This is a genomic window from Vibrio sp. Vb0667 (assembly GCF_033391095.1).
Genome location: NZ_JAWPOL010000001.1, coordinates 121,175 through 146,242, shown reverse-complemented (window position 1 = coordinate 146,242; position 25,068 = coordinate 121,175). Strand labels below are relative to the sequence as shown.

Genomic DNA, 25,068 nt, shown 5'->3' with positions numbered 1-25,068 from the left:
ACGAAATTATCAGTCTACGTGTTAAGACACCGAAAAATTATTGAGCGACTCTGTGTAAAGCGCGCCATTCTAAAAGCTATAGGCAGCGCGCTTTTGTTAGCTCACCAACCTTAAAAGAGCCAGTACCAAAGCACGCTAAACGCAGCTCTAATGCCATTTGTTCAAAGTGATCGACGACAGACTGCGTGCTGATCGTCGCAGCTTTTAATACCGCACCAGCTTGCCCAATGAGATTAGCACCCAAATGAATGGCTTTCGCCGCTTCAAGTCCGTTATGAACACCTCCCGAGGCGATCAAGGGTAATGTAGGATGCAGTGCGCGGATTTGAGCCAAACATGTTGCTGTAGGGACACCCCAATCGCGGAAAAGCTCGGCTGCACGCTGCATTTTCGGATTATCTTGGCAATACCCTTCAACCGCACTCCAGCTTGTGCCACCCGCGCCCGCAACGTCAATTGCATCCACACCAGCATCAATTAATCGCTGCGCAACGTGTCCGCTAATACCAAAACCGACTTCTTTGATAATGATAGGAACCTTCACGCGAGATTTAAGCGTCTCAATTGCCTGGAAAACACCAACCCAATTGTGGTCGCCATTTTTCTGAAACGCTTCCTGCATTGGATTAACGTGCACAAACAAGGCATCGGCTTGAATCGCCTCAACCGCACGTTGCGCATTATCGAGTTTACCTTTATCGAGCAATTGAGCGGCTCCAAGATTGGAATACAACGGTACTTCTTTCGCCAACTCACGAATGGTTTTACCCAAGCCCGAATGCTGACTTTCTTCTAAGCTAATCCGTTGCGAGCCCACACCCATGGCAATACCTAATTCACTTGCTGCTTCAGCTAGACGACAATTGATCGTTTCTGCGTCTTTTGCTCCGCCAGTCATCGAGCTAATCAAAAACGGTAGCGCTAATTGATGACCAAGAAACTCTGTCGATAAATCGATCGCGTGAAAGTCACATTCTGGCAGCGCACAGTGTTCAAACTCGACAGACTCAAAACCCGCCGTTTTATGCTTCATGCTCATATCATGATGTAAAACAGCATCTAGGTGTAAATCTTTTCGGTTAGTTTGCGGAGCCATAATGTCACCCTAAAGTAAAACAGTCGCGCAGTATTGCGATCCTTATCAGTAACGTCAATGCGAATTTTGTGAATTTGCCGGATTACTTTTCCGAAACGAGTAATGAATCTCGACTGCCCCTGACATTATAAGAAAAGAAACTCGCTTTCCGTTTTAAACAAGCCGGCAAGTTTCTCTTCAAATTGAGATAATCAGCGTACGATACCCATGATGCAAATGGATCACATTGCTCTGTAGTTTACTTTACGCTGTCCGACAGAATTAGCGACACAACAGTGCTTGTCGTCGTTGGTTCAAACTGTTCGGGATCATCACAGAATTGAATTTTTCCTTTTTCTTCTACATGGAACAGCGGTACAACTGAACTACCTTTGTGATGCGCTAAATAATCTTGATACGTGAAGTTATCGCTCAATTTCGTGTGTTTAACCTCTGCACCACGACTTAACATACTGGCTAGCTGGGTATAGCTTACATTGCCGCCCATCAGCAATTTACCATGGTACTCCTGAGCCACGGAGTGCTTCTCGCTGCCATTGCTGTTGGTTTTCACTTTTTGTAAGCAGTGAACTTTATCTTCCCCGAACTCGTCGACGAATTGCATGCAAGCCATAATGTTGAAATGCTGATCGGGCGTTAATGCAACCACTTGACCTATTCCTATCAAGTTCAAGTTGTCGTCCGCGTGACTAGAAATAGGGTTGCCGTAATAGTAATCCAGTCCCAACATACGAACCTGACTGATGTACTCCCAGTTTGAGTCAGTCATTAATACGCGACGGTCATAACGCGACAACGCCTGCCCTATTTCTCTTGCTACTCGGTTAGCACCAATCAACAAGAAGCCGCGTGGTGCTGGCTCTGCGACGCCCAACGTCAGCGCTACAGGACGTGCCGTCGCACTTTGTAACACGACCGTTCCTATAATCACCATGAAGGTCATAGGGACCAGTAAAATCGCTTCATCAATGCCGTATTCAGTCAATTTGATCGCGAAAAGAGACGAAATCGAAGCAGCAACAATACCGCGCGGTGCAACCCAAGACAAAAACAGCTTATCTTTGAGACGCAAGTTGCTGCGGAAGGTTGAAAGAAAAATCGATAACGGACGCGACACTAACTGCATAAATACAAACAACAATAACGCACCGCTACCTAGCGCAGCAAAATCATCCAGACTGATTCGAGCCGCAAGGAAGATGAACAATCCGGTGATCAGTAAAATGGTTAAATGCTCTTTAAAATGCAGAATTTGCTGAATATTGATGTTTTTAGCGTTTGCGAGCCACATACCCATTACGGTGACGGTTAGTAACCCAGCTTCAGACTCAATGTGGTTAGAGACCGAAAATACACCTAGAACCACCATCAAAACCGCAAATGGCTGCAAATATTCCGGTAGCCAAGAACGACGCATGATCGTCGCAACTGCATAGCCTGAGGCCGCACCTAGCATGACACCGACAGCAATGATCGTCCCAAACACTTCGACGCTATTTATCGCACTGTGAGATACGATAAACTCGTAAACCATCACAACAAAAAGCGCACCGAGCGGGTCAATCAAAATCCCTTCCCATCGCAAAATGTTAGCAAGCGTACTGTTAGGTCTTACGGTTCGTAGAAGTGGCACGATGACCGTCGGCCCTGTTACTACGGTTAAGCTGCCGAACAACATGGCAAGCTCCCAAGTAAAGCCGAGGAAATAGTGTGTTGCGATACTGGTCGCTGCCCACGAAATGATCGCCCCGATGGAAACAATGCTCCATACCGAACCACTCACGCCACGAATTTCTTTAAAATTTAAGGTCAAACTGCCTTCAAATAAAATCACTGCCACCGCTAAAGAAACCAACGGAAAGAGCAAATTACCTAATATCTCATCAGGATTTAACCACTGCATAAATGGCCCGACGACCAGCCCTGCCAACAACAAAAATAAAATCGCTGGCAAACGCAATCGCCAAGCTAACCATTGGCAACCTAAACCAATAACCCCAACCGCTGACAGCACCAGCGCTTCATTACCCACTTGCATCAATAATTACCTGTTTTTGTCTTTTTTCGCGTGAATGCGCTATACCCGAATACATTCAGCCTTACGGTCAAATAGAAACAACCGAACGTGCAAATCAAACGACTGACCTTCGATGACATCGCTACGAAACGCACATGTTTGAAGTCATTTGGCGATCGCATCAGAATTATGAATATAGTTGACCCCCAATGACTTAACGACTCATTTTTGTTCATCAGGTCTTAAAGTGGCACACAAGTGTGCGACTTTGTCGAATTCATCATTACGCATTGAGTTTCATTATGTAGAATGATTTCTAAAGAAAGCGCGGAACCTAGCACTATATGAGGCTAAGGCATAGAGCATGAACTAAGCTTTAGCGTAAGTGCTCAAAGTTAAGAATCGTGGTTCACGCGACGTACGCAAGGAGAAATGGATTGTACGTAATACTAGCACTGTTCATGGCGTGTCTCGCCATCCTCATCGGAGTGAAAGCCGCCAACCGAGCTGCACTTTTAGAAAAAGAACTAACCAAACTTCGTGAGGAAGTCACATCACTACGAGCCAGTGTCCATGGGGGCTCAAACCAACAAGCGCACCAACAATCCAGCATCGAAAAAGACACACCATCTGTAGCGACGTCACCTCACATAGAATCACAACAGAAAAATGTCTCATCCTCTGGGGAACATGATCCCGCTGCCAACCTAGACTTGGACCAGAGCGCTGCGAATCAAGGGTACGCCCAGACAAGAGAAGTGCAACTGGATGTTTTTAGTCAAGAAAATGAGTCATTCCTTCAGAGTAAAGTTCAGAGCCTGCTTAGCAACATCCAAGAAAATTGGTTGGTTTGGGTAGGCGCATTGGCCATGCTGATCGGTGGAGGTTATCTCGTACAGGTGATTGGTAGTCACATCCAGTTTTCGCCATTTATGCGAGTGTCCTTTGCCTTTGTGATCTCATTACTTATGGTGCTTGTTGGCGAGTGGTTTCACCGTAAAGAACAACAGAATCCGCAGCGGGCAGCACGAGCCCAAGGCTTTACGTATGTTCCTGCTGCCGTTACCGGTACGGGATTAACGGGCATTTACTGCACCGTCATTTTTGCCTTTGTGGTTTATCAAATGCTAACGCCAAGTATCTCGTTGATCATTTTGGCTTCAGCGGCATTTTTCAGTTTAGCATTATCATTGCGACAAGGGCCGTTAATGGCCGTGCTTGGCTTAATTGGTGGCTACACAGCACCACTGTGGATTGGAGGTAGTGAACCCAACTACTTTTTGTTAGCCGGATACATCTGCGCGATTTCGTTCGCGGCGACCTTATTGATGCAAAAAGTGCGTAGGGCATGGATTACGCCAAGTATCGCGATTCCACATGTCATTTGGATGTTGCTGTTGATTGAGAGTGTACCAACAGAACGGTTGTTCTCGTGGCTCGCGATTTATCTCTCCATCACTTTGTATCTCATTTTCGCGGTTCCGAGAATGGGTTGGATGCTCAATCCTCGCTTTCGTCACTATCAAAGCAAGTGGACAAACTCGCCGACCGCTACCGCTCTCGCAACTGCTTTATTGACCTTTTCTGCCGTCACCAGAATGCCGGAGCTGAACACTCTACAAATGGCGTACTGTTATACGCTGCTTGTTGCGATCATCTGGCTACCAGCACTTCGTACAGGCTGGTCATTACGTGTATTTTTGCCATCTATTCTCGTCTCAGCAACCGCGCTGATTGTTCTTACCATCGCTTTTGATGCGCTGTATATGTTAGAGCGAGAAGCTAGCATTCTATTCGCATTGGCGGTGAGTATTGCACTGATCGGCTATCGAACATATTGCCAATCACTTAGTGACCGTTCGCAACTCAGTGGGCTGCTTCTGCTGGTACTGGCTCCCGCGATGAGCTTAATTACGTTGTTTTATATTGACGAATTTATGCAGGGCTACCTGTGGTATTGGACTGCATTCTGCGCATTGATGGCCACTTACTACGTTGTGCTTGGTCAGCGTGCACGTTCGTTGGCATTAGAATGCTCTGCCGTTATGCATGCTTTAATCATAGGTATTGCTTTTGTTTGGTTGAGCGATACTTGGTTAACAACAGCAATCTCAATACAAGTTGCGATAATGGCCTTACAGGCTCAAGTCGGGTTATTTCGACCTGCGAGTTGGGCGATTAAAGTGGCAATGGGAATACTGGTTATCCGACTCACGCTGCTACCTTTCATCCCCGAATGGCAACCGGTAGAAGCTGGGCATTGGGCTTGGGTTCTTGTGAGTTATCTGCCTTCTCTCTTCATCTTGTCTTATGCTCGTTCAACACTAAAACAAGTGGACCGAGAACTGACCAACTGGTTTGAAGGGGCGTTTTTACATGTATTCTTAATGGCATTGTTCACCCAAACTAACTACTGGTTAACGGGGCAATATGGTTACTTGGGGCACATCGACTTCACAAGTGCGGCAGTCTTTGCCAATCAAGCATTAGTTATGGGTTTGGTATACAGCTACCGCAGCCAATTTGCGCAACGCTTAAGCCGTATCTACGAAATCTATAGTTACTTGCTTTGGTGCGCGTTCGCTATATTGATTATTTTGCTTAATACGGCAGAATCGCCGTTGGTGACTGATAACGTCTCGGCACAAGCACTTCCCATCTTTAACATGCTGAGTATCGGCTGGCTGTTACCAGCTTGCATCCTGCTTATCGCAACGTTTAAGCGCTGGAATACGTTGCAAGTTCATCGATTTGCGATTGCTAGTCTAGGCTTTTTACTTGCAGCCATTTGGTTGGGGATGTCTATCCGTCAATTCTGGCAAACCACATCGATGATGCTGTATCAGCCAACCAGCATGGCAGAGTTGTTCAGTTATTCAGTGGCTGGCTTGCTCGTAGGTGGATTGCTGACTTGGCGCGGCGTGACCCAACAGGGGCTGATGATGCAGCGTGTCGGTCTAGTGGTCCTTGCCGGTGTCGCACTGAAAGTATTCTTATGGGATGTGAGCTCTCTGGATGGGTTCTGGCGAGCAATAAGCTTCTTAGGCTTAGGTGCATCTTTGATAGCACTTGGATGGCTATTCCAGAAATTGAATCGTTCGGTGGCAAAAGCACTCGAGCCCTAGACGAGTCAAAGAGAGATTCCCGACAGTGCGCTGTTTTCGTTATTGGGGGACGATAACAGTGTAAAGCCGGGAATCATTGGAGTGTTCGTTACTTCAGTAAAGCGACCACGGTATGACGACGCACGTTTGCTTGCGCATTCAATGCCTGAAAAGTCGAAGTAAACTCGCCAGACTTTTGCATGAATCCATCCAGTTTTGCATTCACCTCATTGACTGAAAGCTGTGCGGTTTTGGTTTGGATAGAACGCATTTGAGTATTCAGTTCACCATGAAAAGCTTTCGCCTCCTGCAAGCTCGTTTGAACTTGTTTCAGATGCTGATTTACTTTGGCAATCGTCTGCTTGATGCCGTCGCGTGAGCCTAAATCAAACCCGAGCTCCGCAATACCATCTGGCTCAGACTTTAAGTTCAAAACGTTAGGCTGCCCCGCAGGGAATCGGTGCCCTTCCCCCGTTACCATCACCTTTTGCTGCATTTGTTGATAAGCGTTGTCTCTGGCTTCAAATAAAATGCTGCCATCATCGGCTAATGAGGCTCGCATTCCTAACGCAATCAAGCTGCGATCCAGCATTTTGACCGTTCGCTCACCGTCTGATTGTCCATCAAACTGAATCATCACCGCTTGACCTTGAGGAAAATCCAAACGGATTTGCTCGGCCTTGTCGCTTAAGCGATGAACATTCAAACCTGGAATAGAAAAGCGACGAATGTCCGCTTTATCCAGTTTTAAGTGCAGTTCGTTATTTAGGACTTTCTGGCCATCGAAACGTGCTTGCTCAACGACTTTTTGGATGGTGGCTTTAGAGCGAACCAATGTATCCTGCAAACTAGGAACATTTTGTACGCCTTGATTCACAGCTTGCGTCAAACCACGTTTAATTTGCGTGAGCTCTTTGCCAATCACCTGCAGCGATTTGGACGCGATCTGAACCGCCGTGGCTTGCTGCTGACCCTGCGTAAGCTGAATACCAGATACAGAGTAGGCTGACGCAGTGTCAGCCTGAATTTGCGCCGGGCGCGGTTTAATTGCCGTACTTGAGTCTGCAGAACGGGTCGGCATGATAGAGGCTTGTTCTTGTCCACCTAAGCGTATGCTATGGGGTCTAACCTCTACTGTACTCATTACCATAAAAAGAACTTCCTAACCTTATAAACGGTCAAACAGCGACAAACCATCGATCTTCACATAGCTTGCTTGCGTTGCTTGCAAAGCGGCCATGTAATTACTCAATCGTACCGACGCTTCACCATAGTCCAGAGCAGAGAGGTCTCCAGATACTTTGTCAACGAACAGCTTGTTTTCACTGTGCGCGCCACCAACAAGATCTAAGTTGTTGTGTCGACCACCAATCTCAGTCATGGTCCCTAGTACGTTTGAAAAAGTATCGTCGATAGCGCTGATACTCGCCTCAACTTCAGCTCTGAAGTTGGCGGTAGGGCTCTCAAACTCTTTGATCAGCGCATCAATTTGGTTAAGCACGTTATGGCCTCCCCCAAGGTCCAATATTTCTTTTGCAGTCATATTGGAATCCATCGTGACACCTTTAGCAATTGTTACTACGCGCTTGTCACTATTACCTTCAATTACGTAGCTGCCGCTCGCTTTACTTACAGCCGCAGTATCCGTTTTAGTACCAGAGAAAAGGTAGTGCCCTTCTTCATCCTGCGCGTTAAAAGACGACTCAATAGAGTCACGGTAACTCTTAAGCTCTGTAATCATACCGCCACGACTTTCGTCAGTAAGAGAGCCGTTCGCACCCCAAAGCGCGATGTCTCGCATGCTTTTTAAGCTTTCTTTGATCGAATCTAAATGGGTTTCTTGACTCGATAGCGTCGTTTTTACGTTTTCAATGTTGTTTTTGTACTGAGCAATCGCACTGGTTTCTCGGTCTAAGTTAAGCAACTTGATCGAAGCCATTGGATCGTCAGACAGCTTGGTCAAGCGCTTGCCAGTAGACATCTGTTGCAGAGCTTCGCCTAATCCCGCGCTATTGCTCTGCAAGCTGTGCAACATCATTTGACTAAATTGATTGTCACTAATTCGCATCTAAACTTTCCTCTTAGAATAACTGCAGAATAGAATCGAGCAGTTGATTTGCTGTGCTGATCACTTTCATGTTGGCATTGTGCGCATTAGCAAACATCATTAGGTTAGCCGCTTCTTCATCGCTGTTTACGGAACTAACATTATCGCGAGCTGCGTGCGCTTGCTTGTTCATGGCTAACTTCGCTTGATAATCAGCGTTAGCTTGGCGTGCTTTAATTGCGGTTTGACCCACCATTGAACTAAAGGCATCGTTCAAGCTTACTGAGCCGTAACCTGATACCGCCACTGGCTTGTTGCTTAACTCGATCAATGATTGCAACGCATCTGCGTTACCAGGTGTTCCATCACTTGAGAACGCAAGCTCATCTGGAGTTAGCTTGGTAATATCCAAACTGGCTGCAGGGTTTGCTGGGTCATAGCTGAACAGAGGTTTACCTGAGTTGCCATTTAAGTCTTTGCCAGTTGCAAGCACGGCGTTGTATTCATCCGCGAGAGCTTTCGCCATGTCATTCAGAGCCAATTGGTTTGGTTTCAACACTTCGGTTTGATAGTCATTAATCGCACCTAATTTGCCACCAAGCGAGTCACCAATCGCAAAACTTTGATTCGAGAACGTGACGTGTAAGTCCGCCAAGTAAGGATCACTCGGGTCAGGAATGGCTTCCAGTTTGCCATGGTCCGTACCCATCACAAGCGGTTGACCAGAGGTTAGTGTGACCTGAACACTGCCGTCATGCTGCTGTGTTGTTTTGATTTCAATGGTTTGAGATAACTCACCGATTAACCTATCTCGTTCATCCATTAACTGTGATGGGTTACCACCTGTACCTTGCATCTCTACCAGTTGCTTGTTCACCTTCGCGATATTTTCCATAAGGCTATTCGCGTGGTTAAGCGCTGCATTACGTTGGTCGCTCATGTCTTTATGTTGATTGTATAAAGACTCGGTAAGCGTATTAAAACGGCGGGCCAAAGCTTCAGATTCGTTAATGATCTGCTGGCGGTAAGGTATGGATTCCGGCTTAACGGTCGCATCGTTAAGCGCAGCGTTTAGCGAGTCCAAGCCAGCCGATATACTGAAACCATCGGCACCAAGCGTATTCTCCAGCTGACTCATGTTACTGGTGTATCCAGATGCGTATGCCGCCATACTGTTAGTCGACCACGTTTGCTTAATCAGAAATTGATCAGTAACGCGGCGAATGCTAGTGACTTCTACCCCTAAACCTGGACTTAAGCGATTGGCTTTACCATCATCGACAGACGCCATCAACGCTTGTTGACGACTGTAACCCACGGTATTCACGTTTGCCACGTTTTGCGCGGTTACGTCTAGGGCCACACGGTTCGCGCCTAAACCTGAAAGGGCAATATTAACTAGGTTCATTTACAGCTCCATTTTTCTGATCAACGGCTGAGAAAACGCGGTAGTCATACCGGCCTCACCGAATACCTGTTTAACAGAGGCGACGGCTTGAGAAGCGGTATTAAATAGGCTTGAATTCTTCTCCACCTCTTTAGAATCTACTTGTGAGATAGATTCAGAATTCGAACCTTTACCATCGTTAGCGGATGAGATGTTGCGCGCAGCATCGAAAGCAACCTCACGCATAGACGGGCTCAGCTGCTGGATGAGCATATTGGCAATGCCTGAGCTCTGTTTCTTTGCTAGTTCCATCGCCAGCTGTCCGTCATACATATCACGGAATACCCCTTGTTGCTGACTGGCAAACGGGCTGTCTTTATCAGCAAGAGCGTCACTACTGCTACGCATTTGGCGTAACACCATTTGTAGGAACATTGCCTCAAATTGACCTGCGACGACTTCAAGTGCGCCTTCTTGATCACGACTATGCTTGATGTTAGCCAATGCACTGTTGTCGTGATAAAGCATCGAATTTAACTGAGTTTGTTCATTGGTACTGTCTAGCTTCATCCTTAACTCCTTATATCACGACCAATTCAGCGTTCAACGCACCCGCTTCACTCAAAGCTTGCAGGATAGACATCAAGTCTGTAGGCGTGGCACCTAAACTATTTACCGCATTAACTATGGTGTTAAGTTCCGTGCCTGGAGGCCATATCACCATCTGAGCGAGATCTTCATTCACATCAAGATCCGTTTGGTTAACGACTTTCGTATCGCCATTTGCAAACGCATTAGGCTGACTAACTTGTTGTGATTCAGAAATTCGCACGGTTAAGTTACCGTGACTTACTGCTGCTTCACTCACTTTGACACTCTTACCGATAACCACGGTGCCAGTGCGAGAGTTAAAGACAATACGAGCAGGTTTACGGCCTTCAACAACGCTCATTTCTTCAAGCATCGACATCATGACGACACGCTGCTGTGTATCTTTTGGTGCACGCATATCAATGCGCGCTTTATTGATCGCAACTGCAACGTTAGGTCCAAAAGTGTTGTTAATTTCACGCGCAATATTTTTTGCTGTAGTGAAGCTAGGCTTGCGCAGGTTTAGGGTGATTTCATCACGTTGGTTGAAATCGGTTTTGATTTCTCTCTCTAAAGTCGCACCATTCGGAACGCGACCCGCCGTTGGTGTGTTTACTTCTACTTTGGAGCCACTTCGCCCCTCTGCAGATAAGCCCCCCACAACCACGTTGCCTTGCGCAATCGCGTACACTTCGCCATCAATACCACGTAAAGGCGTTAGCAATAACGTACCACCACGAAGGCTCTTTGCATCACCGATTGAAGACACAACCACATCCAACGTTTGTCCTGGGCCTGCCATTGGATCAACGGACGCTGTCACACTCACAGAAGCCACATTTCGTAGCTTAGGGTTCATACTGTCATCAATTTGAACCCCAAACTGACGTAGCATGTTGGTAATAGATTGAGAGGTAAATTTCACTTGGTTTCGGTCACCTTGGCCGGCTAAGCCAACCACCAAACCATAACCAACCAGTTGGTTTTCTCGAATGCCGCGAACATCGACCAAGTCCATGATCGGAATTTCCGCTTCAGCACGTGAAGTGCCTGGTAGTCCCAAGGTCAACACCAATAGGAGAGACATAAAGAAAGATTGCATTGTCTTCATTAGAAAGGTACCCATGGGCTGTTGAAGAACTGAGTTAGCCACCCGGCTGCGTTGCTGTCAGCTAGCGCTCCGCGACCTGCGTAGGTAATTCTTGCATCAGCAATTCGTTGAGAAGAAACTTGGTTACTGCGGTTAATATCATCCACACGGACGATACCGGTTAGACGAATAAACTCGTCGCCTTGATTCAGACGAAGCCATTTTTCACCGCTGATACGCAATACGCCATTAGGTAATACTTCGTGTACCGTTACCGTAATGGCACCTTGAAGCTTGTTGCCTTGTGAACTTGATGCACTGCCATCGAAGTTACGTTTGCCATCCACGCTAACCCCTAACTCATCGATAGTTTTCGTGCCTATGGTCGGCGCCACAAAGTTAATTGCTGAACTTTTACCGAACTTAGTACCCGCATTTTTACTCGATGAGGTTTCTTCTGATAGTTGAACCGTTAATACATCGCCAACTCGGTAAGCACGACGATCCTGGAACAGGGTCATCGTGTATTGGTGACGATAAAGGCTACCAGATTGGGTTTCCGGCAGCGTGTAATCGAGCGTTGGTGGTGCATATTCCTCAGCATTCGGCTCAGGCGGAATAAATTCCTGACGGCCAGCACATCCCACCAGCAACACGGCGGCTACTGCCCAACTCTTAGAAAGCCATTTCATTGCTTTTTCCTTCATCATCACCAATTTCATACTTACATTGATTGCGAAACAAACTTCAGCATGTCATCTGCAGCAGAGACCACTTTCGCATTCATCTCATACGCACGTTGAGTGGTGATCATGTCGACCATCTCTTCTACTACTTGTACGTTTGACCCTTCCAGTGCACCTTGCTTGATAATGCCGGCACCATCAGCTCCTGCAATCAGCTCATCAGCTGGACCGCTGGCTTCCGTTTCACGGAATAAGTTGCCACCCATGGCCTCTAAGCCTGCTGGATTGATGAATTTTGCAAGTGTAATTTGACCAAGCTGCTGAGGTGTTGGATCGTCTGCTGTTGTTGTAGTCACGGTGCCATCAACACCCACAGAGAAAGAGACCGCATTGTCTGGGATCTGGATTTGAGGCTCTAAAGGCAGGCCCTGACTGTTCACCATTAAGCCTTCTGAGTTTCGATGGAACTGACCATTACGTGTATACATGATCTGCCCGTCCGAGTTTTCTATTTGGAAGAAACCCTGACCCATTACAGCAAGATCCAACTCTTGCGTTGTATTTTGGGTATTACCTTGCGTGAACACTTTTTGTGTGCCAACAACGCGAACACCGCTACCTAGCTGAATACCACTTGGTAATTCGTTAACTTGGTCTACTTGAGCGCCTGGTTGACGCTGAATGCTGTAGAAAAGATCTTCAAATACGACTCGGTCACGCTTAAAGCCAACCGTGTTTACGTTTGCTAGGTTGTTAGAAATGGCAGTCATCTTCGTGTCTTGCGCTGCCATGCCTGTTTTACTTACCCATAATGCTGAATGCATTTTTTACTCCTTGCGGGGCGAGACTTAGCTCGCCGCCATTAATTTGTTACCAGCTTTTGCTAGAGTTTCCGCCGTTTTCATCATGCGAACTTGCATTTCAAAGTTGCGCGTCAGCGACATCACACTAACCAATTCATCAATAGCAGATACGTTACTGCCCTCAATGTGCTCAGGAGAGAGTTGCACGGTTTCATCTGCCGCGAATGGCACGCCATCTACGCTGTGCAGCAAGCTATCGCTCTCTTTTTGCAGCTGATTAATTTCCGGTTTAACCAACTTCAAAGTGCCTGCCACAATTTCTGCGCCGCCACCTGGTGGGATCACTGAGACTTGACCACGCTCGCTGATTTCAATCTTTTGGTAATCCGGCACAACCAAAGGACCATTGTCACCGAGGACAGGGAACCCATTGATTGTTAGAGCGCCAAAAGTATCGACCTGAATATTGCCTGCACGGGTGTAAGCTTCGTTACCCGCTGGGGTTTCTACAGAGAGATACCCCTCACCCATAACCGCAACGTCCAACGGACGTCCTGTTTTCACAATATCGCCAGCGTCGAAACGTGTTGAGGCAGAGTTGGTCACAACCATAGTGCGACCATCAAAACCTGGGCCTTGCATCTCTACACTACGCACACGCTCCATATCCGCTCGAAAACCCGCAGTATCAGCATTTGATAAGTTGTTTGAACGAACGTGCTGCGCTTTAAGAACTCGGCTGGCACCCGACGTTGCCGTAAATAACAAACTATCCATGCAAAACTCCCATTACACCGCGTTAAACAAAGCTTGAGTAAGCTTGTCGCTGGTAGAAATTGTCTTTGCGTTTGCTTGGTAGTTGCGTTGTGCAGTCATTAGAGCAACAAGCTCGCTGGTTAAGTCAACGTTAGAACCTTCTAATGCACCCGGAGTTAGGTCACCCATCGTACCTGAACCCGGAACACCCATAATTGGAGCACCTGAGCTAAAGCTTTGAGTCCATGATGTTCCACTCACTTTCGCTAAGCCTTGTGTGTTTGCAAAATCAGCAAGAACAACCTGACCTTGTAGCTGTGATTGGCCGTTAGTGTAAGTCGCGTAAACCATGCCGTTACCTTCAACGCGTACACCTGCAAGTTCACCTGATGTGTAACCGTTAGGACTATTAGTACTTACGCCAAAAGCTGCACCAAATTGCGTGCTGCCTTTCAGGTTAATGTCTACACTCATCGCGTTCGCGCCTGCTGCAGGGAATGAAACATTAAACGGCGCAGTTGGTGTTGAAAGCGAGCCATCTTTACCAAACGTTACAGGCACAGTTGCTACTGGCGTCGTACCGCCATCTACTTGAACGTTCACTTCCCACGAGTTAGAAGCAGTCTTAGTAAAGTACTGAGTTACCGTGTGCGAGTTACCCAATGAGTCGTAGACTTTTGTTGTGTAAGACGAGTTAAATGAGCTTGGATCTTTTGGATTGAATGGCGTTACGGCTTTATCAATAACAGACGCGCTTGCGTCGAAGTTCGCAACAAAATCTAAGCTGTCTGTTGCTTTAGCATTCAGTGAGGAAGTCGATACCTGAATATTACCCACAGAACCTGTCATTAGGTTGTTGTTGCTATCGACACTGTAACCTTGAAGCTTTGCACCGCTGTTAGCCGTAACAAAGTTGTTCTTATCCGTTGAGAACACACCTGAACGTGTGTACAACATTTGACCCATATTATCTTTAGTAACAAAAAAGCCACCGCCATTAATAGCTAGGTCCATCGCACGGCCAGTTCCTGTGATACTGCCGTCTTTGTCGAAGTTCTGTGAAATTGACGCGACTTCCACACCACCAGGTTGCATGCCGTTGTATACAGCGGAGAATTCTGTGCGCCCACCTTTAAAACCATACGTTGATGCGTTGGCAATGTTGTGGCTGATTGTGTTTAGCTCTGTGTTGGTCGCGTCCAGACCACTTAGTGCGATGTTAAAACTCATAAATAGACCTCTGATTTCCGTATTTGGTTAAGCACCAAACTGAGTGATTTGATAGAAAGGAACGTTGCCAACGCCATGGACATTGACTAATGCTGCGCCACCGGTATTTGGAATGCGCACTTGCTCAACAGTGCCTGCCATCAGCACATTTGGACTTGCTTGCCCTTCTTGCACTTCTACGGCCACTGAGTATTTGCCTGGTTTAAGACCAAGTTCTTCAGGATTAATTGAAAAGTCGACGTCACCTTTGCCGTGAGCACCTAGTGGCACTTTAGTTGATTGACCAAATTCATCTTTAACAACTAACGTGACTTGGTTTGAGCTATGAGCGAGTTCGATTTTTCCGTTTTGTACGTCTTCACCAAGCTGAAATTCATCCGCGTTGACGTAAACCGTTTGCCCAACAAGGCCCGCTGTTGAGAGCACTTGCATGTTGTCCAGTAACACCATGCTCTGTTGCATTGTCTTAGACATATTCTCGGTACTTTGTACCTGCGAGAACTGAGCCAATTGACCAACGTACTCCGTACCATCAAGGGGATTAAGTGGGTCTTGGTTTTGAATTTGAGCCACCATCAAAGAAATAAACTCATTCTCCAATGAAGAAGCACTGTTCATGTCTTTAGGGTTTGGTGAGATACCGTTGCTGTCTTTTGCTTTTGTATTTACTGGAGCGTCAGACGATAAAGGAGTGTATTGTGCAATACTCATTAGCTACCCTGCCCTAATCTAAGCAGACCTTGCTGCATACTTTTTACATTGGCTAATACTTCAACATTCGTTTCGAAGCTGCGTGTTGCGGACATCATGTCTGCCATTTCAGCAACTACATCAATATCTGGGTAAAACACATAGCCTTCATCATTAGCCAGTGGGTTGTTCGGCTCAAAACGCTTCTCTGCATCTCCAGCATTTTTAACAACGTCAACAATGCGAACTTCTGCATTGGGATAAGCTCCATTTTCTGTTGTCATTTGCGTTTTTTGGTACACAGTCGCAAATACTGGCTTAAGCGCTTTATAAGCATCTTCTGGATTTGCAGATACTGCATCTGCGTTTGCTAAGTTACTGGCTACCGTATTAAGACGCACAGTTTGTGCTGTCATCGCGGAACCAGTGATCGAGTAAATATCAGTGAATGACATAATTAACGTCCCTCAATCGCTTTCGCTAAGCCATTAAATTTCATGTTGAGAAACGTCAGGCTAGTTTGAAAGTCCATGTTGTTTTGCGTGAATTTTGCTTGTTCAACACCAAGCTCTACGGTGTTGCCATTTTTGCTATTCTGGTAAGGCACCGAGTATTGGGCCTGAACCTGGAACTTTGGCACCGGTTTGTTCACACCACCTGCCGTTACTTGGTTCATTACGGTGGTGAAACTTAGGTCTTTCGCCAAATACCCAGGGGTGTCAACATTTGCTAGGTTACTGGCGAGGACTTTGGTACGCTGAACGCGAAAATTAAGTGCCTCTGGATGTACTCCTAAAGCATTTTCAAATGTGATCGCCATGCATCTTCCTTACAGTTGGCTCGAATACGCCAACATACAAACAAGATACGTGCCATAAAAAATAGCTATATATATCAATGATTTACAAACAAGGATGGAAGCCAAACTTCCGGTTCTCGGAAAGCATTAAAAACAAGAGGAAAGTGTCCACTTCCTCAACAATAATGCTGACGTTACTCGCTTTGACATCAGAACAAGCATTCGCCAACACCAATGACAAAACCCTAAGCGTTGAAGAGATAAAATCCGTTGTAGCAACGGATTTCGAACAAGAGGTGGATCGCGTAGCGCTCTCCAATCAGTGGGGGGAGTACAAACTAGACTTCGACATGTGGGTGCCCGGTTCAGCCAATCACTTGCCAGAATGTGAATCGCCTTTAGTTATCACAGGTCGTGACAACAACACGTTGCCAGTCGGTAACCTCAAGCGCTCAGTCAGCTGCGACAATATCGCATCACCATGGCGAATTAACGTTACGATAAAGTCTTCGCTGACTCTGCCTGTTTTGGTCGCGACAACCACGGTTGGCCGAAATGAAGTCGTAACGGCTAAACACATAAAGCTTGAAACCCGAACCATCTCTCGCCAAGACGATTTTTATACTCGCCCCGAGCAAGCAGTAGGCTTAGAAACCTCTCGTCGTTTGCGGGCTGGACAAGTGGTTAATCCATCCAATTTGTCGGCCCCACCTCTAATCGAGAAAGGCAATGAAGTCATAGTCATTGCGAGCAAAAATGGATTTAGTGCCAGCACAAAAGGAGTCGCCTTAGAAGATGGAGCGAAAGGGCAACAAATTGACGTGGAAAACCCAAGTTCGGGCAAGGTCATAAGAGCAGTCGTAACTGGATTAAACCAGGTTCATACTCAATTTTGATTTTTTGACTCGGGGTAACATTTTTTAATTTTGGCTCTCGTCAGTAACACTGAACTTCGAGTACAAAAAAAATATTTAATGTTTATCACATTCTAACCGCCTACTTAATTTAGAACATGATGATGAGGACCACAGCATGAAAATCGACAAAGTCGCGGGCGGTCATGTCCCACAAACAAAATTACAGCAAGCAAGCAAACAGCCTGTCGACGTCGTCGAACAGAGCAAAGTACACGAGCCTGCATTTCAAGCGAATACCGTAGCGATAGATCGCGCTCAAGCCGAAATGGCATCACTACCTGATGTTGATATGGAAAAAGTAGAACAAGTACGCAACGCATTAGCGCGTGGTGAACTTAGCCTAGATACAAAAGTGCTATCCAAGGCAATCATGCAGTTCCATACAGGTCACGAGTAATAAAACGCTAGGAAGACATCATGGCAAGCGCAGTATCGCGGCGAATTCAACAATTTGTTCGCTCTATATCTGAGGATATTAAGCTTTATCAACAACTGCTTCCTTTGCTTCAGCAGCAAAAGGTATTGTACTTAAAGTTTGATGGAGAGGCACTGAACGACAATGTTCAGAAACAAATGCCGATACTCAATAAACTCAGCCGCTCCGCCAATGACAGAAGCCAGTGTATGCGAGCGCTGGGGTTAGCGTGTAATGACGCCAGCGTAAAACGAATTTTCAATGCTTTGCCTGCCCAAATAGGTATGCAAGCTAGAAAACAATGGGCGCTATTGGAAACGTTGGTAAGTCAGTGCCAACAATACAATCAGAGCAATGGCCACAGCTCTGCGGCGTTCCATGAGTTGGTCAGTCAACTCAAACAACCTGTGCAACACACTTATGAAGATAAATCGTTCTAAACGATGTTCGTCTTGCCTACAGATTCAGTCGCCATCTCGGCTGAGTACTGTAGGCCTTTTTATTTTTATTGCCTTTCTGTCCTACCTTCCATTCACATGCCAGGCAAAACCAAATGCTGCCGATATTCAAACGCAGTATCAAGTATTAGCCCCATACAAGCCACAAATTGCCAAGCGTCTCGATTCATCCAAACCGGTAATTAACCACATTTTCAAACAGCTTCAAAACCACTCATTACCAAATAGCCTAGCCTTAGTGCCAATGTTAGAGTCTTCTTACAATCCCAAAGCCGTTTCTCATGCTAACGCCGCCGGACTTTGGCAACTGATACCAGCCACAGCGAAACGATTCGGATTAACGATAAATACAAAACAAGACGATCGCTTTGACACAGAAGCCAGCACAACGGCCGCGCTCAAGTACCTGGCGTTTTTATACAACAAATTCGATCAAAATATGGCTCTCACTTTAGCTGCATACAATGCCGGAGAAGGACGTGTTGCACGTGCTATTCAGCGAGCAGGAAGTCGAGATTTCCAACAACTCACGCTGCCTAACGAGACTCGCCAATACGTCAGCCGCTTCTATGCATTGGAAAAGTTGATAGATATCGGTCAGTTACAATCCTCATCATTTCAACCTTTACTCTTGTTTGCTCCAGACGCTCCTATGATTTCACAACCGCTGGTCGACTTTAGCCGACTGCCTCCGCTAGTTAATTTGTGATAAAAGCTACGACAGAGCCCAATGTCAGAGAAACGTAAAATTACAAGATCCTGTTCGGCGAATTTGAAAACTCGTGATCTCTATGCAAACGTGTGCAAAAAAGTTGAGGTAAGGTATCTCAAAGATAAGAAAGAGTAGTGGTTTACTAAAAAGCGCCCCAATTACGCTTGGCAATTGGGTAGATATGCGTCACATTGTGTTTGCAAAAAAACATGAAAACCAATGGTCAGACCTAATAATTATTTACACACTAAATGTAAAACAGCTATTGTTTTCATAGTTCGAAACAAATCTAACATATCAAGATGACGCTTCGCTTGCGCGTCTGGAATAAGTCCGGGTTCCGGGGGGGAGTCCGGACTTTTTTATTGCTCTAAAATCTTTGCCCACAATAGCGCCAACAGAAGCTAAGTCGTAATGATGCAAACTAGCTGTTTATAGTAATTCTTTAGAAATCAACTGAAGTAAAAACGTTTCGCGCTCAATGCTCATGCCTTTTTTCGGGCTTTCTGCCATCGTTTTTTCATTGTGTGCAATTGCTTCGTGTATGTTCATCCATACTGGGCGCATTCCATTTTTAACTTCGTAATCTTCATACGCCGTTTCGCCTAGCTCACGTTCGATTTTACATGTATAACAATACGACACCATGTGCATCACGTCAGCGTCATCCTTGTACCACGGACGAAACTCCTCAAAGATTCCGAAAGGCTTAATACCATGTATATTTTGGGCGCCCGTTTCTTCCTCTAATTCACGGACTAATCCAGCAATGACATCTTCACCATCATCAATACCACCGCCTGGTAGCGTGTAGTCATGGTAACGTTCTGTATAGAGCAACAGCACATCTTCACCATCAAGTACAATGGCTCGCGCTGCATTGCGCTGAAAAACAATTTTGTCATCCAAATGCTCTATGTCTGGATGAACGGTCGATTTTAAATGTCTCATCGAAAATACCACGGTCAATGTTTTGTGCGCATATTACCGAATTTCACACTTTAAATCATTGTTGTAGACCAGGTACGTTCGAGCGCTTGTCAGGAAGTGATTGATATGACCTTCACAACAATACGCCTAGAACAGAAGTGTGACGTGCTAATCAGCAATAAATGAGAATATCTAAATTCTTATACGTCCCTCTTACTTTTAACATCGATAAGACAATAATCTCTTAAAGTTGCCTATAATCAATACAATACTCGCCCACCCCATGCGGAGATAAAGAATGAAAAAGACAAATTTAATGATGGCTATGGCTGCAACATTGGTACTGGCTGGTTGTTCAACTTACGAGGGAGCGACCCGATCAACTGAGTATACCTCCGTTGCAAATCCCGCAGCCGTATACTGTGTTCAGCAAGGTGGTGAGCTGGATACCGTGTCGGAAAACGGCGAACGTGTCACTTACTGTGTGCTGTCGGACAATGAACGCGTCGAGCAATGGGAATACTATCGCGAGAATCACAAAGAAAATGAGGGTGACAACTACTAATTATTTTTATCGATACGTCACCTTCCCTCTATCACTTAGGAGCCTTTGGGCTCCTTTTTTATTTGATTTATCAAAGTGTTCTTACGTTGTTTTTACATATCTCTGACTTTACCGCACATCGACCCTATATCGAACAGTGTTCTATTCTTGACATTCCCCTGACATAACTTTCCACTTGGACAATAAAATTCCAAACACAGATCACACTAATTCACATTTCTTCCACATTTTCTGGGACAGGTGAGCAAGATGAAAACACAAATAGTAAAAGAAGCCGAGTCAGCCCCAAGCAACGTTGTTACTGAAAAATCAAAGCGCATTATTTATAAATCGAGTTTAAACGCCTTGATGATTGTCGCTATAAGTATTCTCGTTAACCTTAGTCTTCGTCTTGATTATGTCGTGTTGGGATCAAGCCTTGGCGAGCTTTCCGTTACAGAAACGCTCCAGCTTGTGATGCTTGCTATTGCATCATGGTCGTTTTTCAGCTTATCGAAACAACAGCCTCAGCTAAAGCATGCGGCTATTTTGATTGCAGGATTTTTTGCAGTACTGATTATTCGCGAAACGGACTATTGGACAGACATGATTCATCATGGCTCTTGGGTTTTCCCAGCACTTGCTGTCACCGCACTGGCTTGCGCCAAAGCTTACCAAGGTGGTAAAGGTACCATGAACGAAATGGCGACCATTTTAACGGTGCCACATATGAAGCTATTAGTTGGTGCTGTAATGCTATTATTAGTCTTCTCTCGTTTGTATGGTATGGGTAGTTTTTGGCAACAAGTGATGGACGAAAATTACATCCGTGATGTTAAAAATATCTCAGAAGAAGGTATAGAACTGCTTTGCTACTGTTTGATCGCATTAAGCGCCGTCCGCACAAAACGCGAGCTTAATGAATAGACTCTGGGTCAAAGCGACGGTTCAATGCAGTCAGTATCGGATGGAAGATACTTAATGCCTTTTCCGCAGCACCTATAGATTCATCCAAGGCCGTCATTTCGACGGCCTTTTTCATTTCTCCAATATGTTGCAAAGCCTCTTTATCGAGCGGGAAAGAGAGCAATTTGTGAATAGCATCTCTTGCGATCATAAGTGGCTTTTTTCGGACAATTGATAAATCTCGGAAAAATACGCCATGCTTGACCCCTTCTAAATAAACTCGGTAGGTTGTGAGTTCATCGAGTAGCAAGAATGTCTCCGCCATAAGCCCTTTATGTGGGTATGGCACGCTAATATGTTTGCTGATATCCAGTGGAATATTGAGAGTCACCCCCATGGATTCGCAATCGGATTTAAGTACTCGTAATAAGCCTTGCTCATCCATCAAATTCTGGATATCAATGATTCGTTCGAGGTGGTAGTCATTAGACAGCAAGATAACCTCAACCGGATGCCCCGACCATAACTCGAACAACCCACTTTTGCACAAAACTTGGGAAACATAACGCATGTTTTGAAACGTGTTCAACGACTCCGTTTCTAAGAGTATATGACGTTCAGGGAACGGATTCACAGAGTCTGCGTTTAGGGTTCTAAAATACGCGTACATCGCCTCTGCTTCAGAAACACTTTGTCCTTGCGTTACTCCGCCACAAAAAATAATCGCCGTTCGCTCTGTCGGTAGTGATGCAGTCCTACAAGACAAAGCTTCGACTCTTGTTATGCCCTCAGAGGTCAACCTGTTATTGACGAGGCGTTTACCTAAAACGATGACGATGTTGTCTAACTTCATTTTAAAATCTCGCGCTTAGTTGGCAGTGTTACAAAAATCTTCTTTCACTCCCGACCCACAAGCTTTAACATCTAGTTAACAACACTGTTCTAGAGACCTTTATAAAGGTTCACTGCTAAAGGAAGTCAATTATGCTGTCGATTTTCGATATATTTAAAATTGGTGTCGGGCCATCCAGCTCCCACACTAATGGTCCTATGCTTGCCGGATTCCATTTCACTCAGCTAGTTAGCGACTCTATGGCGAAAGTGCATCGGGTGCAAGTGGACCTTTATGGCTCATTGTCACTGACAGGTCGAGGGCACCATACAGACCGAGCCACGGTCCTTGGTTTGATGGGAAATAAACCTGATACCATCAAAATGAGCAGTGCCAAAAGTGCGCTACAAAATACCATAGACAATAATACGCTCATGCTCGCCGGTACACACCAGATTGAGTTTAGCTACGACCATGACATCGTCTTTCATAGCGACAACCTTCCCCTGCATGAAAATGGTATGACGATTACGGCATTAGACGCAGCTGGAGATCAAGTAGCGTTTGAAATTTATTACTCCATTGGGGGCGGATTCATCGCCACCGCCGACGAACTAGAGAACGGCACGCAACAAAATGAGGTCGCAGTACCATTTCCGTTTACATCCGCAGATGAGATGCTGGAAAAAGCCGAGACGAACGGTTTCAGCTTGGGAGGCATGATCCTCCAAAACGAACTCGCATTTCGCTCAGACGAAGAAATTAACCAAAGAGCAGAGCAAATTTGGAAAGTGATGTCGCTCTGCATGCAACGTGGTTTCGATACGGAAGGGATTTTGGAAGGTGGTCTAAATGTCACTCGTCGAGCACCAAACCTTTTGAAAAAGCTCGAAGCCAACGCTGCAGTTGAAAACGATCCGATGGAGATCATGGATTGGATCAATCTCTTCGCCTTTGCGGTTAGTGAAGAAAATGCAGCAGGAGGGCAAGTCGTCACTTCTCCAACGAATGGTGCAGCAGGGGTGATTCCGGCGGTATTGATGTACTACCATCGCTTCATCAAAGAGCTCGATGTTAAACAGCTAAAAGACTTTCTCGCAGTCGCCGGCGCTATCGGCATCTTATATAAAACTAACGCGTCAATTTCTGGTGCAGAAGTGGGGTGTCAGGGAGAAGTTGGGGTTTCTTCATCCATGGCTGCCGCTGGCTTAACAGCGCTAAGAGGGGGCAGTAACGAGCAGGTTTGTATTGCTGCGGAAATTGCGATGGAGCATTCATTGGGTATGACTTGTGACCCGATTGGCGGCTTGGTTCAAGTACCTTGTATTGAAAGAAATGCCATGGGAGCAATGAAAGCGATTAATGCATCGCGTATGGCATTAAAGCGCACAAGTAAATGTTTAATTTCGTTAGATAAAGTTATCGAAACCATGTATCAGACTGGTAAAGATATGAATAAAAAATACCGTGAAACCTCTTTGGGGGGCTTAGCTGTCATTCATATGGCACCGCCATGCGAATAATGGCAGGTGGTCATTGCGCTTAGCTTCTCACCATACGCTTATCTGGTAATTATGATCAGATGATATTACATATAGAAATGCCGCGTTCTTCGCGGCATTTTCTTAACAAGAAACTATTCGATTAATCACGTCGACCACGAAGTTCAATTTTTTGAGTTGCAGCATCCGAATGGATTGTTACACCGCCATAGGCCATTTCATTGCGACCCTTCAGCGTCAATTGAGAATCTGCACGCTCTACGTCAACCTGATTTTTCGTTGCCATCGTCATATCAATCGTGCCCGTGTATGACCCATCGCCAGCAAATGCTACGTTTGTTGAGCAAACCATCAAAACAAGTGCGATTAGTTTTTTCATACATCACCTCTATTATCGTTCTTACTTTCTTTCGGTGGAAAAACTGTAACAACAGAAACGCGCTCATACGAGGAAAGCCATTATTTACCAAATGGAAATCCATGCTAATAAACTGATGTAACCAAGAATAACTTATCGTTACCTTCAATAAATCAGGGATAAGGCAGCAACTTAAATTGACCGAGCGTTGTCTTTTCTTAAGAAATTCAGCGATATGATTTGTCGACAAACGCCAAGCGAGAGAATGTATGAGCGTTAATCTGGATATTCAAAATATTTTGGTATTAAAACGGATGTATGAGCTACGTAACGTCCGGTTAGTCGCAGAATCACTCGGTAAAACGTCAGGAGCAATCAGCAAAAATCTGACTAAGATGAAAACTCAGCTCAATGATCCGCTATTCGTTCAGACCAAAAATGGCTTTGAACCAACAGCTTTTGTGGAAGCGAACATTACGCATTTTGAGCAAATACTCAACAGCATTGATTCCATCAAACCACAGCATTTTTCACCAGCTCATTTTGACGGCTCAATCACTATTTATGCCAACACATTGTTTTGGGAGTACTTCGGTGACAAGTTTTACTTGGAGTTACTAAAGCACGCTCCAGAAGCAAAATTCTCATGTTTGCGCTGGGGTAGCGAAGCAAAAAAACGATTAATTGACGGTGAAAACGCCATTGCGATTCATTACTTTGATGAAGATCTGCCACAGTCAATTGTTCAGACCGAGCTAGGGCGAGGAAAAGCGGTATTTTTTGTTCGACAAGATCATCCCGCTCAAAACTCCCAAGAACTAGAAGAATACCCTTTTATACTTTTTAAAACGCCGGGATGGAACGACTACCGATACCCAGTGTTAGAAAGGCTCAAACATATGGGTTTTAGAACCACGCCTAAAGTGGAAATTGAGCATCCAGCGATGATTAAAAAAGTGCTTCTGCAAACGAATCATTTTGGCATAACGATGAGTGGACATGTTCCTAAGGGTTGCCGGAGTATCGCGCTTCCTGCTGGGCTAGAGCTTGATGTTCGCTACGTGATGAGCTGTCGTCGCTCTCAACAGCAAGCTCCGGTAAATCAGTGGTTATTAGATGTCATTAAGCATGTCGCTCAGTCCTAGACTGATGACTTGCTACTGCTAATAATAGCCAAACCACACATGCGCTCTACTTA

The 25,068-nt window shown here is 45.5% G+C and carries 26 protein-coding genes; 9 read left to right on the top strand and 17 right to left on the bottom strand.

The window, feature by feature from the left end; all coding sequences use genetic code 11:
• Positions 1 to 76: 76 nt before the first annotated feature.
• Together fni and R8269_RS00675 are read right to left on the bottom strand one after the other, a co-directional pair.
• The gene (fni, locus tag R8269_RS00680; protein ID WP_213965392.1) at positions 77 to 1,096 is read right to left on the bottom strand and encodes a type 2 isopentenyl-diphosphate Delta-isomerase; all 1,020 of its coding nucleotides are present in this window, start codon (positions 1,094 to 1,096) and stop codon (positions 77 to 79) included.
• Between the two features lie 238 nt (positions 1,097 to 1,334).
• Positions 1,335 to 3,134, bottom strand: a complete 1,800-nt coding sequence (locus R8269_RS00675; RefSeq protein ID WP_213965391.1) for a cation:proton antiporter — start codon at positions 3,132 to 3,134, stop codon at positions 1,335 to 1,337.
• A gap of 440 nt (positions 3,135 to 3,574) precedes the next feature.
• Between R8269_RS00675 and R8269_RS00670 the strand changes: the two genes are divergently transcribed.
• Positions 3,575 to 6,238, top strand: a complete 2,664-nt coding sequence (locus tag R8269_RS00670; protein WP_373924458.1) for a DUF2339 domain-containing protein — start codon at positions 3,575 to 3,577, stop codon at positions 6,236 to 6,238.
• 88 nt (positions 6,239 to 6,326) lie between these two features.
• Here the strand turns inward: R8269_RS00670 and R8269_RS00665 are convergent, their stop codons facing one another.
• From R8269_RS00665 to flgB, 12 genes are read right to left on the bottom strand one after another with little or no spacing between them, the layout of a single operon-like run.
• On the bottom strand, positions 6,327 to 7,367 hold the full coding sequence (locus tag R8269_RS00665) for a flagellin (RefSeq protein WP_042523339.1): 1,041 nt from the start codon (positions 7,365 to 7,367) through the stop codon (positions 6,327 to 6,329).
• Positions 7,368 to 7,385: 18 nt separating this feature from the next.
• A complete protein-coding gene (flgL, locus tag R8269_RS00660; RefSeq protein ID WP_005373998.1) occupies positions 7,386 to 8,285 on the bottom strand; it encodes a flagellar hook-associated protein FlgL in 900 nt (299 codons plus the stop codon).
• Between the two features lie 13 nt (positions 8,286 to 8,298).
• On the bottom strand, positions 8,299 to 9,672 hold the full coding sequence (flgK, locus tag R8269_RS00655; protein WP_151515808.1) for a flagellar hook-associated protein FlgK: 1,374 nt from the start codon (positions 9,670 to 9,672) through the stop codon (positions 8,299 to 8,301).
• Positions 9,673 to 10,221 (bottom strand): rod-binding protein, encoded by a 549-nt coding sequence (locus R8269_RS00650; protein ID WP_005384422.1) that lies wholly within the window; start codon positions 10,219 to 10,221, stop codon positions 9,673 to 9,675.
• 10 nt (positions 10,222 to 10,231) lie between these two features.
• Positions 10,232 to 11,368, bottom strand: a complete 1,137-nt coding sequence (locus tag R8269_RS00645) for a flagellar basal body P-ring protein FlgI (protein ID WP_086026720.1) — start codon at positions 11,366 to 11,368, stop codon at positions 10,232 to 10,234.
• Positions 11,353 to 12,024, bottom strand: coding sequence for a flagellar basal body L-ring protein FlgH (gene flgH / locus R8269_RS00640; protein WP_017635111.1), 672 nt, complete (start codon positions 12,022 to 12,024; stop codon positions 11,353 to 11,355). The genes R8269_RS00645 and flgH overlap by 16 nt, the downstream gene beginning before the upstream one ends.
• Before the next feature lie 32 nt (positions 12,025 to 12,056).
• A complete protein-coding gene (gene flgG, locus R8269_RS00635; protein WP_005374008.1) occupies positions 12,057 to 12,842 on the bottom strand; it encodes a flagellar basal-body rod protein FlgG in 786 nt (261 codons plus the stop codon).
• A gap of 24 nt (positions 12,843 to 12,866) precedes the next feature.
• Positions 12,867 to 13,598 carry a flagellar basal-body rod protein FlgF gene (gene flgF, locus R8269_RS00630; protein ID WP_005374009.1) on the bottom strand — a complete coding sequence of 244 codons (732 nt, stop codon included), beginning with the start codon at positions 13,596 to 13,598 and terminating at the stop codon, positions 12,867 to 12,869.
• A gap of 12 nt (positions 13,599 to 13,610) precedes the next feature.
• A complete protein-coding gene (flgE, locus tag R8269_RS00625; protein WP_017635110.1) occupies positions 13,611 to 14,807 on the bottom strand; it encodes a flagellar hook protein FlgE in 1,197 nt (398 codons plus the stop codon).
• Between the two features lie 27 nt (positions 14,808 to 14,834).
• Complete coding sequence (gene flgD / locus R8269_RS00620) at positions 14,835 to 15,518, bottom strand: flagellar hook assembly protein FlgD (RefSeq protein ID WP_005384410.1); 684 nt, start codon at positions 15,516 to 15,518, stop codon at positions 14,835 to 14,837.
• On the bottom strand, positions 15,518 to 15,952 hold the full coding sequence (flgC, locus tag R8269_RS00615; RefSeq protein ID WP_005374012.1) for a flagellar basal body rod protein FlgC: 435 nt from the start codon (positions 15,950 to 15,952) through the stop codon (positions 15,518 to 15,520). The genes flgD and flgC overlap by 1 nt, the downstream gene beginning before the upstream one ends.
• Before the next feature lie 2 nt (positions 15,953 to 15,954).
• The gene (gene flgB / locus R8269_RS00610) at positions 15,955 to 16,317 is read right to left on the bottom strand and encodes a flagellar basal body rod protein FlgB (RefSeq protein WP_005374013.1); all 363 of its coding nucleotides are present in this window, start codon (positions 16,315 to 16,317) and stop codon (positions 15,955 to 15,957) included.
• Positions 16,318 to 16,394: 77 nt separating this feature from the next.
• On the opposite strand from flgB, the gene flgA reads away from it, so the two are divergent.
• The 4 genes from flgA to R8269_RS00590 all read left to right on the top strand — a co-directional run bounded on the left by flgA (position 16,395) and on the right by R8269_RS00590 (position 18,795).
• Positions 16,395 to 17,192 carry a flagellar basal body P-ring formation chaperone FlgA gene (gene flgA, locus R8269_RS00605; protein ID WP_213965389.1) on the top strand — a complete coding sequence of 266 codons (798 nt, stop codon included), beginning with the start codon at positions 16,395 to 16,397 and terminating at the stop codon, positions 17,190 to 17,192.
• A gap of 136 nt (positions 17,193 to 17,328) precedes the next feature.
• Positions 17,329 to 17,610, top strand: coding sequence for a flagellar biosynthesis anti-sigma factor FlgM (gene flgM, locus R8269_RS00600; RefSeq protein WP_005374016.1), 282 nt, complete (start codon positions 17,329 to 17,331; stop codon positions 17,608 to 17,610).
• A gap of 20 nt (positions 17,611 to 17,630) precedes the next feature.
• Positions 17,631 to 18,068, top strand: a complete 438-nt coding sequence (gene flgN, locus R8269_RS00595) for a flagellar export chaperone FlgN (protein ID WP_213965388.1) — start codon at positions 17,631 to 17,633, stop codon at positions 18,066 to 18,068.
• Positions 18,049 to 18,795 (top strand): lytic transglycosylase domain-containing protein, encoded by a 747-nt coding sequence (locus R8269_RS00590; protein WP_213965387.1) that lies wholly within the window; start codon positions 18,049 to 18,051, stop codon positions 18,793 to 18,795. The genes flgN and R8269_RS00590 overlap by 20 nt, the downstream gene beginning before the upstream one ends.
• 435 nt (positions 18,796 to 19,230) lie before the next feature.
• Here R8269_RS00590 and R8269_RS00585 read toward each other — a convergent pair whose 3' ends face one another.
• A complete protein-coding gene (locus R8269_RS00585; protein ID WP_005374021.1) occupies positions 19,231 to 19,749 on the bottom strand; it encodes an NUDIX hydrolase in 519 nt (172 codons plus the stop codon).
• 277 nt (positions 19,750 to 20,026) lie between these two features.
• On the opposite strand from R8269_RS00585, the gene R8269_RS00580 reads away from it, so the two are divergent.
• Both R8269_RS00580 and R8269_RS00575 read left to right on the top strand, forming a co-directional pair.
• On the top strand, positions 20,027 to 20,293 hold the full coding sequence (locus R8269_RS00580) for a DUF333 domain-containing protein (RefSeq protein WP_005374023.1): 267 nt from the start codon (positions 20,027 to 20,029) through the stop codon (positions 20,291 to 20,293).
• A 249-nt stretch (positions 20,294 to 20,542) separates the two neighbouring features.
• On the top strand, positions 20,543 to 21,199 hold the full coding sequence (locus R8269_RS00575; protein WP_005374025.1) for a hypothetical protein: 657 nt from the start codon (positions 20,543 to 20,545) through the stop codon (positions 21,197 to 21,199).
• Here the strand turns inward: R8269_RS00575 and R8269_RS00570 are convergent.
• Entirely contained in the window at positions 21,189 to 22,031 is an 843-nt protein-coding gene (locus R8269_RS00570) for a YdcF family protein (protein WP_005374027.1), read from the bottom strand. The genes R8269_RS00575 and R8269_RS00570 overlap by 11 nt on opposite strands.
• A 131-nt stretch (positions 22,032 to 22,162) precedes the next feature.
• Here R8269_RS00570 and R8269_RS00565 point away from each other — a divergent pair, with 131 nt between their 5' ends.
• On the top strand, positions 22,163 to 23,533 hold the full coding sequence (locus R8269_RS00565; protein WP_213965386.1) for an L-serine ammonia-lyase: 1,371 nt from the start codon (positions 22,163 to 22,165) through the stop codon (positions 23,531 to 23,533).
• Between the two features lie 121 nt (positions 23,534 to 23,654).
• Here the strand turns inward: R8269_RS00565 and R8269_RS00560 are convergent, their stop codons facing one another.
• Positions 23,655 to 23,891, bottom strand: coding sequence for a hypothetical protein (locus R8269_RS00560; RefSeq protein WP_005374030.1), 237 nt, complete (start codon positions 23,889 to 23,891; stop codon positions 23,655 to 23,657).
• 248 nt (positions 23,892 to 24,139) lie between these two features.
• Here R8269_RS00560 and R8269_RS00555 point away from each other — a divergent pair, with 248 nt between their 5' ends.
• Positions 24,140 to 25,015 (top strand): LysR family transcriptional regulator, encoded by an 876-nt coding sequence (locus R8269_RS00555; RefSeq protein ID WP_005374031.1) that lies wholly within the window; start codon positions 24,140 to 24,142, stop codon positions 25,013 to 25,015.
• The last annotated feature ends 53 nt before the right edge of the window (positions 25,016 to 25,068 follow it).

Bases quoted from the DNA above. Each gene is read 5' to 3' on its own strand.
- fni (WP_213965392.1), bottom strand. From the start codon at position 1,096: ATGGCTCCGCAAACTAACCGAAAAGATTTACACCTAGATGCTGTTTTA.
- R8269_RS00675 (WP_213965391.1), bottom strand. From the start codon at position 3,134: ATGCAAGTGGGTAATGAAGCGCTGGTGCTGTCAGCGGTTGGGGTTATT.
- R8269_RS00670 (WP_373924458.1), top strand. From the start codon at position 3,575: ATGGCGTGTCTCGCCATCCTCATCGGAGTGAAAGCCGCCAACCGAGCT.
- R8269_RS00665 (WP_042523339.1), bottom strand. From the start codon at position 7,367: ATGGTAATGAGTACAGTAGAGGTTAGACCCCATAGCATACGCTTAGGT.
- flgL (WP_005373998.1), bottom strand. From the start codon at position 8,285: ATGCGAATTAGTGACAATCAATTTAGTCAAATGATGTTGCACAGCTTG.
- flgK (WP_151515808.1), bottom strand. From the start codon at position 9,672: ATGAACCTAGTTAATATTGCCCTTTCAGGTTTAGGCGCGAACCGTGTG.
- R8269_RS00650 (WP_005384422.1), bottom strand. From the start codon at position 10,221: ATGAAGCTAGACAGTACCAATGAACAAACTCAGTTAAATTCGATGCTT.
- R8269_RS00645 (WP_086026720.1), bottom strand. From the start codon at position 11,368: ATGGGTACCTTTCTAATGAAGACAATGCAATCTTTCTTTATGTCTCTC.
- flgH (WP_017635111.1), bottom strand. From the start codon at position 12,024: ATGAAATGGCTTTCTAAGAGTTGGGCAGTAGCCGCCGTGTTGCTGGTG.
- flgG (WP_005374008.1), bottom strand. From the start codon at position 12,842: ATGCATTCAGCATTATGGGTAAGTAAAACAGGCATGGCAGCGCAAGAC.
- flgF (WP_005374009.1), bottom strand. From the start codon at position 13,598: ATGGATAGTTTGTTATTTACGGCAACGTCGGGTGCCAGCCGAGTTCTT.
- flgE (WP_017635110.1), bottom strand. From the start codon at position 14,807: ATGAGTTTTAACATCGCACTAAGTGGTCTGGACGCGACCAACACAGAG.
- flgD (WP_005384410.1), bottom strand. From the start codon at position 15,518: ATGAGTATTGCACAATACACTCCTTTATCGTCTGACGCTCCAGTAAAT.
- flgC (WP_005374012.1), bottom strand. From the start codon at position 15,952: ATGTCATTCACTGATATTTACTCGATCACTGGTTCCGCGATGACAGCA.
- flgB (WP_005374013.1), bottom strand. From the start codon at position 16,317: ATGGCGATCACATTTGAAAATGCTTTAGGAGTACATCCAGAGGCACTT.
- flgA (WP_213965389.1), top strand. From the start codon at position 16,395: ATGATTTACAAACAAGGATGGAAGCCAAACTTCCGGTTCTCGGAAAGC.
- flgM (WP_005374016.1), top strand. From the start codon at position 17,329: ATGAAAATCGACAAAGTCGCGGGCGGTCATGTCCCACAAACAAAATTA.
- flgN (WP_213965388.1), top strand. From the start codon at position 17,631: ATGGCAAGCGCAGTATCGCGGCGAATTCAACAATTTGTTCGCTCTATA.
- R8269_RS00590 (WP_213965387.1), top strand. From the start codon at position 18,049: ATGAAGATAAATCGTTCTAAACGATGTTCGTCTTGCCTACAGATTCAG.
- R8269_RS00585 (WP_005374021.1), bottom strand. From the start codon at position 19,749: ATGAGACATTTAAAATCGACCGTTCATCCAGACATAGAGCATTTGGAT.
- R8269_RS00580 (WP_005374023.1), top strand. From the start codon at position 20,027: ATGAAAAAGACAAATTTAATGATGGCTATGGCTGCAACATTGGTACTG.
- R8269_RS00575 (WP_005374025.1), top strand. From the start codon at position 20,543: ATGAAAACACAAATAGTAAAAGAAGCCGAGTCAGCCCCAAGCAACGTT.
- R8269_RS00570 (WP_005374027.1), bottom strand. From the start codon at position 22,031: ATGAAGTTAGACAACATCGTCATCGTTTTAGGTAAACGCCTCGTCAAT.
- R8269_RS00565 (WP_213965386.1), top strand. From the start codon at position 22,163: ATGCTGTCGATTTTCGATATATTTAAAATTGGTGTCGGGCCATCCAGC.
- R8269_RS00560 (WP_005374030.1), bottom strand. From the start codon at position 23,891: ATGAAAAAACTAATCGCACTTGTTTTGATGGTTTGCTCAACAAACGTA.
- R8269_RS00555 (WP_005374031.1), top strand. From the start codon at position 24,140: ATGAGCGTTAATCTGGATATTCAAAATATTTTGGTATTAAAACGGATG.